The 13,336-nt window shown below is 40.2% G+C and carries 13 protein-coding genes and 1 pseudogene; all 14 read right to left on the bottom strand.

What is annotated here, in order from left to right; all coding sequences use genetic code 11:
- Window positions 1-44 precede the first annotated feature (44 nt).
- Entirely contained in the window at window positions 45-311 is a 267-nt protein-coding gene (locus tag DW721_RS09760; RefSeq protein WP_118745630.1) for a CopG family antitoxin, read from the bottom strand.
- 83 nt (window positions 312-394) lie between these two features.
- Complete coding sequence (locus DW721_RS09755; protein WP_207665621.1) at window positions 395-925, bottom strand: HNH endonuclease; 531 nt, start codon at window positions 923-925, stop codon at window positions 395-397.
- A 63-nt stretch (window positions 926-988) separates the two neighbouring features.
- Window positions 989-1,243 carry a hypothetical protein gene (locus DW721_RS09750; protein WP_118745629.1) on the bottom strand — a complete coding sequence of 85 codons (255 nt, stop codon included), beginning with the start codon at window positions 1,241-1,243 and terminating at the stop codon, window positions 989-991.
- Window positions 1,244-1,248: 5 nt separating this feature from the next.
- Window positions 1,249-1,428: a LexA repressor gene (locus DW721_RS09745; RefSeq protein ID WP_243035984.1), complete on the bottom strand. Its 180-nt coding sequence runs from the start codon at window positions 1,426-1,428 to the stop codon at window positions 1,249-1,251.
- A gap of 105 nt (window positions 1,429-1,533) precedes the next feature.
- On the bottom strand, window positions 1,534-2,451 hold the full coding sequence (locus tag DW721_RS09740) for a DNA polymerase IV (RefSeq protein ID WP_347560373.1): 918 nt from the start codon (window positions 2,449-2,451) through the stop codon (window positions 1,534-1,536).
- Window positions 2,452-2,937: 486 nt separating this feature from the next.
- Complete coding sequence (locus DW721_RS09730) at window positions 2,938-4,314, bottom strand: HAMP domain-containing sensor histidine kinase (RefSeq protein ID WP_118745628.1); 1,377 nt, start codon at window positions 4,312-4,314, stop codon at window positions 2,938-2,940.
- Window positions 4,302-4,964: a response regulator transcription factor gene (locus DW721_RS09725; protein WP_118745627.1), complete on the bottom strand. Its 663-nt coding sequence runs from the start codon at window positions 4,962-4,964 to the stop codon at window positions 4,302-4,304. Before DW721_RS09725 ends, DW721_RS09730 begins: the two co-directional genes overlap by 13 nt.
- 14 nt (window positions 4,965-4,978) lie before the next feature.
- On the bottom strand, window positions 4,979-5,719 hold the full coding sequence (locus DW721_RS09720) for a lantibiotic immunity ABC transporter MutG family permease subunit (protein ID WP_118745626.1): 741 nt from the start codon (window positions 5,717-5,719) through the stop codon (window positions 4,979-4,981).
- A 1-nt stretch (window position 5,720) separates the two neighbouring features.
- Window positions 5,721-6,452 carry a lantibiotic immunity ABC transporter MutE/EpiE family permease subunit gene (locus DW721_RS09715; protein WP_004853398.1) on the bottom strand — a complete coding sequence of 244 codons (732 nt, stop codon included), beginning with the start codon at window positions 6,450-6,452 and terminating at the stop codon, window positions 5,721-5,723.
- Window positions 6,445-7,158, bottom strand: coding sequence for a lantibiotic protection ABC transporter ATP-binding protein (locus DW721_RS09710; protein ID WP_118745727.1), 714 nt, complete (start codon window positions 7,156-7,158; stop codon window positions 6,445-6,447). The genes DW721_RS09715 and DW721_RS09710 overlap by 8 nt, the downstream gene beginning before the upstream one ends.
- Before the next feature lie 104 nt (window positions 7,159-7,262).
- Window positions 7,263-7,769 carry a macro domain-containing protein gene (locus DW721_RS16390; RefSeq protein WP_243035983.1) on the bottom strand — a complete coding sequence of 169 codons (507 nt, stop codon included), beginning with the start codon at window positions 7,767-7,769 and terminating at the stop codon, window positions 7,263-7,265.
- A 3-nt stretch (window positions 7,770-7,772) separates the two neighbouring features.
- Window positions 7,773-7,991, bottom strand: coding sequence for an aspartate dehydrogenase (locus tag DW721_RS09695; protein ID WP_118745625.1), 219 nt, complete (start codon window positions 7,989-7,991; stop codon window positions 7,773-7,775).
- Window positions 7,978-8,166 (bottom strand): annotated as a pseudogene (locus DW721_RS09690) (DUF188 domain-containing protein); the annotation flags it as partial. The pseudogene DW721_RS09690 and the gene DW721_RS09695, both read right to left, overlap by 14 nt.
- 763 nt (window positions 8,167-8,929) lie before the next feature.
- On the bottom strand, window positions 8,930-13,267 hold the full coding sequence (locus DW721_RS09675; protein WP_118745624.1) for a M64 family metallopeptidase: 4,338 nt from the start codon (window positions 13,265-13,267) through the stop codon (window positions 8,930-8,932).
- Between the last annotated feature and the right edge of the window lie 69 nt (window positions 13,268-13,336).

Genomic DNA, 13,336 nt, shown 5'->3' with positions numbered 1-13,336 from the left:
CTCCTTTAAATTTTCGGATGAAACCATTGTTTCTTTATATGGTATTATTCATCCACATTTTCCTTATTTTGCTTGTTTTGTTCCCTTACTGTAACAATATCTATCCCCATATCCTTTTCAAGCAAAGAGATTACTAATTGATTAACACTCATCCCTTTTGATTTTGCATGATCCTTGATTGGTTGTAGATATTCCTCTGGAACTCTTAATTTTATATCTTTAATTTTCTTCATATATTCTTTTAAACTATCTTTTTGTTTATCAGTCGCAGAAGCCACAATGTAACCCTCCGTTTCTATATACTTCTTCATAATAAGTATACAACACCTCCTCCGTTTTTTCAATAAAAATCTATGGGTACATAAAGAGTGCCAAAAATCAGCACTCTTTTCGCTTATATCATCTTATTTAATATTTTATGCACAATCTTCCATAATAATCGCTTGCCTTCTTTCTGATCCATCTGATATAAGAAGATTTTCGTTATCCGCTCCATAAAATCATCTGGAAGCACCGAACCTTTGAAAAGATTGTAAGCCTCGCAAGTACATTGAAAGTTGCTTACATCATCAGCTCCATTCATAGCAAGCGGTACAATATGATCCAATGTCATTTTATCATAGGTTATCTTCCTACCGCATAAAGCACATCTGCCTTTTGCTGTATCGTATATCAATTCTCTTACTTCTTTAGGAAAGTTGATTCTTCCCTTACTTCTGCTGAATTTATATTTTGCATTAGTTTCTACATCCTGTATGTAATATCCGTTTGTTTTTCCTGGTGCTTTCAGCAATCTTTCTTTCGCTTTTTCAGTTGTAATATATATTCGTGCCTCGTTTATATCTTTCGTTTTTGCTACTCCACCAGTTTTCGTTATTCTTACATAAGCAAGCCTTTTGCCGGGAGTTCCAATGAATGTCTGCACATTCCCCGGCTTTGCTGATCTAAAGCCAACTGACATGTTGTGTGCTGTCAGCACACAATCATATCAGGCTCCGTCTCTTTCCATAAACCACATATTGTTATCTTCATAGAAAAGGAATATTTCCTTTCCATCTACCACACAGGTATAACGCTCTCCAACTCCACCAGCCCTTGTACTGGCTGCTCTGCGCTTGTCTTTTACTCGTGTAATCTCATACTTTCTGCCATCTTCCCATGTTATCTCTTTGGGAATGAGCAGTCCGTCCTTTGAAAACTCTACAAGTACATCAACATATACCTTATTACTCAATGTAATCACCTTCCTTACAAGATTGCTATTGCTCTGGAAGCATCCATCTTCCTTGCTATATAGCCTTTTTCTTCTAATATTTTCAGATGTGCATAAACACTTGAAGTCGATGCCACACCTACCATCTTGCATATCTCCCTGATAGTAGGAGCATAGCCATTCACACGCTGATATTGCATAATGCTTTCATACACATTCTGCTACTTCTCTGTCAATGGTGCCCTGTCTACCAGATCAATTCTTGCTGTTTCGCCCATGTTCCGCCTCCCTCTTTTTTACTCTATTGGCACTTCTCGTTGCTAACTTGAAAAGTGCCCATGTGGATGTACTGTGTGTTCTTCTTTTGCATTGACTGCCGACAGAATCCTGTCCCGGTACATGAGCCCTCTCTGGATACTGTAAAATCCAAATCTTCTGCGTATATCATCCACCGCTGAATCCATCTTCATCTGCTTTTCACGCTTCTCCACACTTGAGAACAAATCTATCTGCTCCCAATAATTATCTGTTACCAGATCTACACCTCTGACACCAACACTACGGATTGGTTTGCTCCAGTTATAGTTTTCCTTAAATATCTGATATGCGTATGCAGCTATCTCTCCGGTGATATTCTTTGCATGGTCAATCTTTTTCTGACGGGTAAAAGAGAATAGCTCATTATCCCTGACACTTATCTCAACCACTCTGCACCGGAATCCATTCTCACGAAGTCTTGCTGCAACACTCTCAGCCAGAATATAAAGAACAATCTTTACATCCTCATCGCATACTAAATCCTTTGGTGTTGTTGTGCTGTTCCCCACGGATTTGATTGGAGCGTGGGTGTTCTCCAGCTTGACAGGTGAATCATCATAGCCATTAGCAAACGACCATAAGATACTGCCAATCTTTCCAAGGTAACTGTTAAGCACATCTTCATCTGTTCTTGCAAGATCACCTATGGTTTTAATACCAAATAATGCAAGCTTTCTGTTCGTACTTTTGCCAACGTATAGAAGATCTGCCACCGGAAGTGACCATGCCTTCTGCTTAAACTCACTCTTATACATAGTAGTGATAGCATCCGGCTTCTTGTAGTCAGAACCCAGCTTTGCAAATATCTTATTGAAAGAAACACCAACACTCACTGTGATGCCAAGCTCTGACTTCATTCTCCTGCTGATTTCCTGTGCGATAAGCAATCCATCCCCTTTAAGGGAACTGCTTCCTGTCACATCAAGCCAGCACAGTGGTGACAGTATGGAACATGGGGACAGCACCCCATCTGCCGAGTTTATGCTACGGATTTCTAAATACTTTAATTTATTGGTGGAAGATGTCTTCCATGTAGAAGATTGAGCTGGGTAGATGCCACCCAGCTCTTTTTATGTTTGAATCGTCAACCTTCAATTCGATTATGTTTTCATCTCCAAACACATTTTTTCATCCAATGCAATGTTATATTAAATGAAAAAATCATTTGATATCATAACAAAAGTTATATTATTCTCTTCTTATATGTGCATATAATCCCAACTATAATGATAGTTATGTAATAAAGAATAGTACGAGCATTTTTAATTTTATCAGCTATCATAATTCTGTATGCCTCCTTCTTCCATGAGATTACAGCAAACGTAGTAGTAATGTCTATCAAAAGGCTTTTACATATTAGATAAAAGCATGTAAAATTTCTTTTACATAGCTTAATTGCGGTCTATTTAGCTTGTTTCTTGACTACTCAGGAAAAATATTTCTACCCTCGCCCCACCTGTATTTTCAGAATTTGAAAGTTTAATACCTCCACCATATTTTTCAGCCACAGTTTTTGCAAAAAATAGTCCCATCCCATAATGGGCTTCGCCATTTCTACTTGTGTCATCCATAAAAAACTGCTCTGTGCCATGCAATAATGCTTCTTTTGTAAATCCTGATCCGCTATCCTCCACAATGAATGTCAGCCGGCCATCCTGCTCCTTTGCGTCAATATAAATGATTCCATTTTCTTTTGTATGCTCCACTGCATTCTGAATCACATTCATTACGGCTCGGAACATTGGATCATAAGCAATCGTTACCTTTTTATCACTTTGTTCCGCCTTCCAATCTATCTTCTGGTGATAGATTTCTACCAGTCCGAGTGCCTGTTCCTTTATATCTGCGAAAAAATCTTCTAACCTCACCGTTGTATAGGTAACATCACTGCGATTCCATGATTTTGTGACATCTATCAACTGTTTTACATAACTTTGTATCTGTGTTGTGCCGTTCAAAACATAAGTGATATTATTCTTCTGTTCTGTGGTCAGTTCAGTCTCTGAAAGTAGTTCTGCATTTCCCCGTACAATCGTAAGAGGTGTTTTAATATCATGCGCCAAAGCAGACATCTGTTGTTTCTTTTCCTGCTCTGTTTTCCACTGCTTTTCTAAAGATTCTCGCAATGCATCTCGCATATCATCGATTGCCGATAAACAGTCATCAAACTCTTTGATACCGGAACAGGATGTCTCATATTCCAGATTTTGATCCTTTATTTGTCTGATTGCATCTAATACAGGCTGCATCTGCTTTTTGATTCTTTTTCCAAAACGTATGGACGGAATGATGATAATCGCTACCGCTCCAATCACTGACATAATACTCATCACATTCTGTGGTCCTATAAAATGCTCCCTCAAAAAAGCTGAATGATATTGAGGTGTCAGGCGATATTGCAATACAACATATTCATTTTCCCTTACAATTACTTTATAAAAATATTTCCCGGATGCGTTTCCGTACTTTGCAACATTCCATGCTATCTGTTCGTATTGTTCTGACAGATCTCCACCTATTTTCTCTCCATTCTCTGAAAAGATTACATAATCACAAAGTGCAGGAATCATCTCAGCAGTTACTTTATCCGCACGTAAAATCGTATCATATGCTTCATTAATCTTTTGCTCTGCATAATTCGCCGGATAGATACAGCCCACACTAATCAAAAGGTACAGCAGCAGCCAAGCAACAATCACCAAACCTACTAATGATCCAAGCATGACCAGTACATATCTCATAAAAATCCAGCTGAGTGCATTGCTTCTCTTTACTCTTCCCATTTATATCCAATCCCCCAGACTGTTTTTATCGGCATATAATCATAATCCGCAAATTTTGCTCTTATATTTTTGATATGCGTGATTATAGTACTGTCATTACTCTCATTGTCAAAGCCAAAGACCGCTTCCAATATCTGTTCCTTCGAGAAAACCTGTCCTCTGTTTTTAGCCAGAAATTCACAGATTTCGTACTCTGCTTTCGTAAACGGAAGTTCTTTATCATCCATCAACAGTTTCTTTTGAGACATCTGAATGCAGACTCTCCCTAAAACCATCCGGACAGAATGTTCCCTGTGCTCTCTTCTAAGATGTGCATTGATCCTTGCCCGAAGTTCCAGCACTCCAAATGGCTTTGAAATATAATCATCTGCTCCTAAAGAAAGTCCGTTTACCAGACTGTTTTCCTCCGTTTTTGCCGTAAGAAACAAAATCGGACAATCCACAAGTATCCTAATTCTTTTGCATAATTCGAAGCCATCAATTCCAGGCATCATAATGTCCAGTAAAATCAGGTCATAACGATGTAATTCTTCCATATTAATTTTTAGTGGATTACTTACTTTGGTAACCAGATGTCCATCCTTATTCAAAATGCTTTCTATCATTTCCAAAATTGCCGGTTCATCATCAACTGCCAGTATTTTTGCCATAGTTTCCCTCGATTCTATTCCGATATTCTGTTTCCTTCCCAGTGGTTTACCCACAAAAAATAGTATACCATACTAATCCCTGTAAATATTAAGCAACCTGGTATGAATGACAACCATTCACCTACACTAGTTTCTCCCAATACAGATTGCAGATAAGTATATGGTACTCTACCCGTCCAGCAGACAAATACATATTTCCACACATAATCTCCAAGTCCGGTAAGCATCAATGCACTAATTAGTCCTGATATAATCCCTGCTCCAATGGATACCCCTTTTCCAAACTGAAAAGCCAGAATCAGCTGCCACAGATAAAGTGGAACACTGCTTCCCCACAGCAGCAATGCTGCAAATATACATCCTTTCATGATTTCGATATCGCTTGATGCGATTCTTCCAAATCCAATTCCGAATATGATTGCTGTCAATAGGATAGAGCACAGACACAAAACCAGTAGCATCAACAGTTTCGATAAAAATGCTGCTGGTTTATCCGGTAAAGACAACAGATTTTGAAAATCACCTGCATTTTGTTCCTGTTCCATCACACTTGCTGTAAAAATTCCAATAAGTACCGGAAGTCCTGCTCCTATTGCCTGATAAAATGCAATCACTTTCATATTTTCATTCCATGGTGAAAAAAAGTAATATATTAAAAATATAACGCTGGTTATAATCGGAATCAGTAAGTGTGCCAGAATCACAGATGTTCCTTTCATCTTTCGCAAGTCTGCATTAAGAGATCTTCCAATCATCTTATTTCACCTCTCTTCTCTCAAACCATTTCAAAAACAGAACCGTTACAAAAACAAACCAGATGATTGAGAGACACATTCCCGGAACAATGACTCCCGTATCCAAAAGAGGATTCCCTGCTTCTGCGGCAAGTCCATTTGGTAAAACATGAAGCAACGGGCACATCATTCGCATAGGGATTGCAGAAACAAGTACATACCAGATTCTGGTTTGTGATATTACCACACCGCTGACGGTAATAAATAGGCAGACGAACAGGTTTACAATCATTCCAAATCGTTCACTTAAAAATAAAGCTACCGGAATCTCCCATAACTCAGAAACCGTCAGAAACAATACTGCAATCAACGCTCCTCCAACTGGAACATGTGTCGTTAGAAGAAAGCCTCCAAGCGTTGCTCCTGCAAACACAATCACATTAGAAAACAAAATCATGTACCCAATATAAATAATTTTCCCCAGCAACAATTTTCTTCTGTCTGTGGGAATAGTCATCAAATGATAGTATTTTATCTTTTTCTCCTGCGCCACAGAAAGATAACAAAATAGAGCAATCATCCCCGGCAGCAAAAGTGTATACCACCAGTTCCAAACACTTTCTGCATAAGCATTTGTCATCCCAAGAGTAAATATAAATGCCATGACAAATGTAAGAAGAGGAAATCCCCAGATAAACTTTTTTCGCATGGTTCTTTTGGCTTTTTGATGTTCTGCTTTTATAATATTAACCATGGATTTCACCTGCTTTCTGGTTTTTTATTACCACATTCATAAACAAATCTTCAAGATTATCTCCCTGCTTTAATGCTCCTTCGTATCCTAAGATTCCACCTGAAATAACCCCGACTTTATCTGCAAGTAACTGTACCTCTGAGAGAATATGACTGGAGAGAATTACAGTGATTCCCTGTTCCGGAAAAGACCGGATCAGCTCTCGTAATTCCTCGATGCCTATTGGATCTAATCCATTCGTAGGTTCATCCAATATCAAAAGTTCCGGTTCTCCAAGCAATGCCATTGCAATGCCTAGTCTTTGCTTCATTCCCAAAGAAAACTGTCCTGCTTTCTTCTTTCCGGTGTTTGTAAGTGATACAATCTGCAAGACCTCATCAATTCTGTTTTCATCTGTACCAAGCAATAATTGTCTTACCTTCAAATTCTCTCTGGCGGAAAGATTTTCATAAATAGGCGGATTTTCAATTAACGCTCCTATTTTTGATAAATTTTTCCTATCCAAAAGTTTTCCATCAAAGTAAATCTTTCCTGCAGTTGGTTTCATCATACCGGTCAGCATTTTCAATGTGGTAGATTTACCAGCGCCATTCGGTCCAAGCAGTCCATAAATCTGTTTCTTTTCTATATTAAGTGAAACATTATTTACCGCTTTCTGCTTTCTAAAATATTTACACAAATTTTGTGTCTGCAACATCATTTCCATCTTTACTATCCTTCCTTCCATATTTCATTTCTTACTGAAATATAACCTAACAGAAAAAAATAAAGATTTGATGAAGATTGCTAAATAATTCGTCTACTCTATTTTTATTCTCGTATTGAATAAACCATCAATTGAATATCATTATCAGAACTCGGCTTTCCACTGAAATCAGCAAAGCTGTTACAAATACGAAGTCCTAATTTACCGAATATCTCCGTGATTTCATCCAAACTATATAACCTTATAGGATTTCCTTCTTTCATTTCAGGCTTATAAAGTGCTTCTCCATACATATAGTCTACCTGCCCATATATCAGCGTTTTTCTATCCTTCTCCCATTCAAAAGCAGATAATGTAAGTCCCTTTTCTCCTGCATCCCATAACTTGCAAGGGAACTTTATAAAATATTCCTTTGGATATTCTCTCAATCCTTCCAATGACTCACATCCGTGAAGTGTCCTGCACTCCGCCAGAAGCTCCGATCCTGCTGCTCTGTGAATCGCACCATCTACACCACCTCCACCAAGAAGGGAATTGTTTGCTGCATTCACAATCGCCTGCACATCTGTTACTCTTGTTATGTCACCTTTTATCGTTTTAATAAAATACATTGTTTAATATTCCTTCTCTATCTCATCATCTATTCCATACATTTTCTTGAATGCATCAAGGTCTGCCTGGTTCTTAATCAGCATAACCTCTTCTATCTTCCCTGTATGAATGTCCTTAAAGCCTGCAACCTGCTCGCCATTACATATGCTCGCTTTGATTACTGGTTTCTTATTTTCTTTATCATATGTCTTTGTAACTTTCTTTTTCTTAAATAGTCCCACTCTGAGCACCTTCTTTTGACTTTGCCATCAGTATTAGTTTTTCAAAGGACTGTGCGAAGCGTACATCATCTTCTTCTGTACGCTTTCTCGCTCCTTTCATATGATTCTTATGAGAGCTGCGTCTTGCCTTCTTGTTAAGATGCCGCTCCATAAGCATAAGTGCCGCCGATTGTTCCTTCGCCGCCGATGAGGATGAGGGTATCGCCTTTGACACTAAACTCATAGGTTGCGTCATGTGCCGATTCGTTCACAAAGTCGATATATAGCTGATTGTCCTTGATTTCATAGGTAAAATCATAATCTGCAAGGGTGAGGAGCATTGCACCGCTGCCTTTGCTTGACTGAGCTTGTCTTTTGTATTCTGTTTGATTTGATGTGCGGGCAATCCGTTCGGTGTCAGTTGGTTTTTGGGAAATTTGCCGAGGCTGCTTATTGTTTTGCTATGCTTGATTTTGAACACTATTCTCTGACGAAGGCGAAGGTGCTTTGTCAAATGTTCTGAGTATTTCTTCAATTTCTTTTTCTTGTTCGTCCATTTGATTTCTCCTTGTTCGATTTCTTTCCGAAAATCGGCAAAGCGCTTTTTTTGCCGCCTTTCGGAAAGGGACTTCCGAAGAAATCCTTTTCGTAAGGAAAAGGCGGCAGCGGAAGCTCCGCTACCGCCATCCTTAAATGGTTAGCTATCTGTTATTTCACAGATTTTCTTTTTTAGTATAAACAGTAGTTGTCACAACTCCGAAGCCGCTGACGAACAGCAGAGCGATCCACAGCCACTCATACTGTTGTCGCCGGTCTGCGGATTCTGAACATCATCCGAAGGCTTGGTGGTATCGTCAGACTTGGTAGGAGCGGCAGGTTTGGTTGCCTTCTGACCTTCTTCGATAGTCTGAGTCGTTACTGCAGAGCCACCGGCAGAATCAAAGGTTACGGTATAGTTTTTATTTCTTTGTTGTAACAGTCTTAGCTTTTGACCAGCCTGAATAAATCCTTATGGATTTGCCGTTAATCTTAACTGTCTTATAGGTGCGAACTCTTACATAATACTTTTTCTTGCCCGAAAGCTTTGAAATTTTCTTTGATACTGTTGTATTCTTGCCTACTGTTACGGTCTTAGCCTTGCTGAATTTACTTGAGGCACTGTACTGTACCTGATAGCCTGTTGTCTGTGTAGCCTGCTTCTTCCACTTTACTGTAAACTTCTTTGAACCTGCTTTAAGTGAGGAAATACTTGTTGCCTTTGGCTTGATTGTGAAATAAAGCGTCTTTGTTCCGCTGTATTTACCCTTAAAGGTAATCTTTACTGCGTACTTGCCAACATACTTTCTGCCTTTTGCATAAGACACAGTATAGTCAGTATTCTTAACAAGTGTCTTTCCTGTTCTGTCCTTAACAATAACCTTAGCTGTTCTAACCTTTCCGTTATATGTTAATGATGTTGCTTTAAGCTTTATGCTTGATGCCTTTGGAATTACTGTTGTTGAAAGAGTTTTCTTACATACCGAACAGTAATTTACTATCTTGCCGTTTGCTGTTGGGGTTGCCTTTGTTACGGTTTGCTTTGTGGTGTGGGCAATCTTAGCAATATTGCCCCAAGATGCAAGGTCGGTTATTTCCTTTGTACCGAGTACATCTTCATAGAACTTGCCACAACCTTCGCACTTGTAGTATGCTTCCTTACCGCCCTCTGTGCAGGTGGCAGCTTTCGCAGCAACCAAAGTCAGATTGTGAGTGTGCGGTACAGTTTTGTAATATCCGCAGGTGTCGCAAACATTGTCAGAACCGTAATCGTGAGCCGCTTCGTCCTTTTTGTCGTGGCAACGAGAACATTCATGCCAGTGGTTAGTATCATCAGACTTCCATTCTGTGCCTGCGGTATGTCCGGGAGCCGGAATCTTCACACTGGTTTTATCGGTAATTTCTACCAATCCTGTTGCATCTGCGAACCACTTGTCACAGCCATCGCAGGTGTAGTATGCGGAATTGCCCGCAGTAGTGCAGGTGGCAGCTTTCGCAGCAACCAAAGTCAGATTGTGAGTGTGCGGTACAGTTTTGTAATATCCGCAGGTGTCGCAAACATTGTCAGAACCGTAATCGTGAGCCGCTTCGTCCTTTTTGTCGTGGCAACGAGAACATTCATGCCAGTGGTTAGTATCATCAGACTTCCATTCTGTGCCTGCGGTATGTCCGGGAGCCGGAATCTTCACACTGGTTTTATCGGTAATTTCTACCGATCCTGTTGCATCTGCGAACCACTTGTCACAGCCATCGCAGGTGTAGTATGCGGAATTGCCCGCAGCTGTGCAGGTGGCAGCTTTCGCAGCAACCAAAGTCAGATTGTGAGTGTGCGGTACAGTTTTGTAATATCCGCAGGTGTCGCAAACATTGTCAGAACCGTAATCGTGAGCCGCTTCGTCCTTTTTGTCGTGGCAACGAGAACATTCATGCCAGTGGTTAGTATCATCAGACTTCCATTCTGTGCCTGCGGTATGTCCGAGAGCCGGAATCTTCACACTGGTTTTATCGGTAATTTCTACCGATCCTGTTGCATCTGCGAACCACTTGTCACAGCCATCGCAGGTGTAGTATGCGGAATTGCCCGCAGTAGTGCAGGTGGCAGCTTTCGCAGCAACCAAAGTCAGATTGTGAGTGTGTTCTTCGTTTTTATTTTTGTAATAATATGTAACAACCGTTCCGTCCGAAACAATAGGCTTATTCAAGCCGTCAACCTTTATAAATTCATAATCATAAAGTGTTTTTGCCGGTGTTAAATCAAGCTTTGTGCCGTATGGCACGGTAAATGTTCCGCCGGCAGTGTTTGGAATTTCAGAGCCGTCCTCAAATTTATACTGAATTGAAACGGTTGTGTAGCGCTGTGTTTCCGTATTGTCGTCTGCAAGCACATTTCCGTTTTCATCGAGCACCTGAAATGCCACGGTATCGCCGCTCTTAAGCTGTGCATCAGACGGAATTTGATAAATAAGCGAGCAACTCTTTAAGCCTGAATTAAAGTCGCTTTTGATGTGATCCAAAGCACCGAGCGGCCAGAAATTTGCCTTATCATTCCAAACAGGAATGTCAAAGGTTTGTACTGTTTGAAGCGGATTCCCCGATGAATCGGTCGCAACGCTTCCGTCGGAGTGCTTAATCCACATTTTGAATTTTAATTGTCGTGCATTTTTATCTGAAATGTTTTGAATAACAGTTCTAAGCTCGATTTTTTTACCGTTCATATTAGTATTAAATCTGCTTTTGCTGTTGCCGCTCAAAAGTCGGTCATTGCGATTATATGTGTAATTATAATATGAACTTGTTTCAAGGTCGGTAAAATCAGACGGCTTTGAATAAGCGCCCGTATATTCCTTAACCTCGGGAGTTGCAACATAAAGGTCTACATCCTTAACAAGCTGAGACATTCGCTTGAAGCCCTGCAAACGGCAAACCTCACAGAATTGATAGTTTGTGTCTCTCATTATGCACTCATAACTTGAAACAAGCATTTTTGAGCCGTAAGCATTGCGGCAGGTATATGTGTTTCTATAACCTAAAAGCTGTCGCCATTTTATCTTTTCCGGGTCTTCAACCGAGGAAAGATTGAGTGATTTAAGTTCCTTATCGTCAAGCAAATATCCGTTACTGTATTCATCACCGAGACCGAGCAAACCGTGTCCAAACTCGTGTGCAAAAGTTTTTGACGCACGATAACTGTCTGATGGCGAAATGAAATAATGGAAGCCGTATTCACGGTTATTATAAGCACCGCCGAAATCTGATTTTGTGTTTACAACCATAGCGAACTGAGCAATATAATCGTGAACATAATAATAAGGCTCATATTCCGAACCGGACGGAATTGTGTTTGGATCACACTTTTTTTTGATATGAGCATCGTGAATTTTCTCGATAAATTCAGGACCGATACATCTCTCAAAAATATGATTTTTCCACTGACTTCCGTGGAGATTATTAGAAATAACAGGCGAATTATATTTGTCGACTATAACATCAAAGAAGGTGCTTCCACCATTGTCAAAAGTCGATTCGGAAGCTGTGCAAAGAGCGTAAACATTGAATCTGTCGGCATAACTGCGATACGGTTCATATTTCATAGCGTCCTGCCAAAGTCGTTTGACATCATTGATGAATTTGCCCTGCTGACTTTTTGTGTATCCCTCGCCGCAAACGACAACAACCATATTTTCCGTGTCGCTGCGTGTTTTTTGGATGGTATAAACAGGGATGGTAGGATTAGAATATTTTCCGTCATTTGAATACCACGGGCCGAGGGTGAGCTGAATGCTTTGCTCGGTGCTGACATTCCAATCGGGATTTGCGTCCTCGGCAGGTTCCGAAATTGTATAATCATCCTCTTGCTTATTTGGAGCAGAGCCGATATAAGGACTGCTTTGTGAGCCGCTGCCGGAAGTTATAACAAAATATTCGGAATCGAGATAAAATGCAGGTCTTACGCCCAAATCGGAATACCACGGAGCATAACGACCGACCTGACCCGATGAACTGATATAACGCATATCGTGATTGCAATCGGTAACAGGAGTGCGAAGCCAATAAGGCCAAGCCATACCGTCATTATTATACGCAACATAATAACCTTTGAGATTTTTCCACACGGCATTAGCCTGCTTTACATCAAGAAGAAAAACCTTTTCGGTTGTAGTTTCAAAATATGAACTGTCGTAGTTTGCCACCGCTTCCGAAATATCGGTGTAGTATAACAAATCCGAATTTGCGTCTCCATCAACTATGCCCTTGTTGTATTCGGGATGAGAAACGAGAGAACGCTGGGTAACGGTTTTCATTGCCGCAATTTCAGATTTTGAAAAAGCGTTGAGAAAACCCGCTTTTTCGTTGTACGCTCCCACACCGCTTACATATCCGTCTTTCGGAGGGTTGCCGCAAAGCCAATCGACTTTGCCTTCAGCTGCGGTCGAATTTAACCAAGAACGCATATTGCTGTCTTTCCAATAGTTAGAACCGTAATCATCACGCTTATAGCTTCTGCTGTGTGATTTTGAATTGCTGTTGTCATTTGTTTTGGCATCATATGCAAGGGTGTCAACAATTTTGTCTGCAAGCATAAGCGGTCCGTTATTGTCAATGCTTACACATCGCCAAAGAATTGAGGCATTGTTATACGTGCCCATTTTAACATAGTCGCCAACTTTAATATCGGGCTTTGATGCCGCCTGAATGGTCATCGGCAAAACGGAAATTGCCATGCACAATGCCAAGAATATTGCGGTTATTTTTTTCGTCATTAAGGAACCTCCTAGTATAATAATGATGTAGTCAAACAAGACTACTTGGTTAATAAATTTCTATAAATC

The organism is Clostridium sp. AM27-31LB, assembly GCF_003480745.1.
GTDB classification, from domain to species: Bacteria; Bacillota; Clostridia; order Lachnospirales; family Lachnospiraceae; genus Butyribacter; species Butyribacter intestini.
This window is presented reverse-complemented; position numbering and strand designations above follow the sequence as displayed.

What these genes read in the sequence shown, in the direction of transcription:
- DW721_RS09760 (WP_118745630.1), bottom strand. Translation starts at nt 311, where the DNA reads ATGAAGAAGTATATAGAAACGGAGGGTTACATTGTGGCTTCTGCGACT.
- DW721_RS09730 (WP_118745628.1), bottom strand. Translation starts at nt 4,314, where the DNA reads ATGGGAAGAGTAAAGAGAAGCAATGCACTCAGCTGGATTTTTATGAGA.
- DW721_RS09725 (WP_118745627.1), bottom strand. Translation starts at nt 4,964, where the DNA reads ATGGCAAAAATACTGGCAGTTGATGATGAACCGGCAATTTTGGAAATG.
- DW721_RS09720 (WP_118745626.1), bottom strand. Translation starts at nt 5,719, where the DNA reads ATGATTGGAAGATCTCTTAATGCAGACTTGCGAAAGATGAAAGGAACA.
- DW721_RS09715 (WP_004853398.1), bottom strand. Translation starts at nt 6,452, where the DNA reads ATGGTTAATATTATAAAAGCAGAACATCAAAAAGCCAAAAGAACCATG.
- DW721_RS09710 (WP_118745727.1), bottom strand. Translation starts at nt 7,158, where the DNA reads ATGGAAATGATGTTGCAGACACAAAATTTGTGTAAATATTTTAGAAAG.
- DW721_RS16390 (WP_243035983.1), bottom strand. Translation starts at nt 7,769, where the DNA reads ATGTATTTTATTAAAACGATAAAAGGTGACATAACAAGAGTAACAGAT.
- DW721_RS09675 (WP_118745624.1), bottom strand. Translation starts at nt 13,267, where the DNA reads ATGACGAAAAAAATAACCGCAATATTCTTGGCATTGTGCATGGCAATT.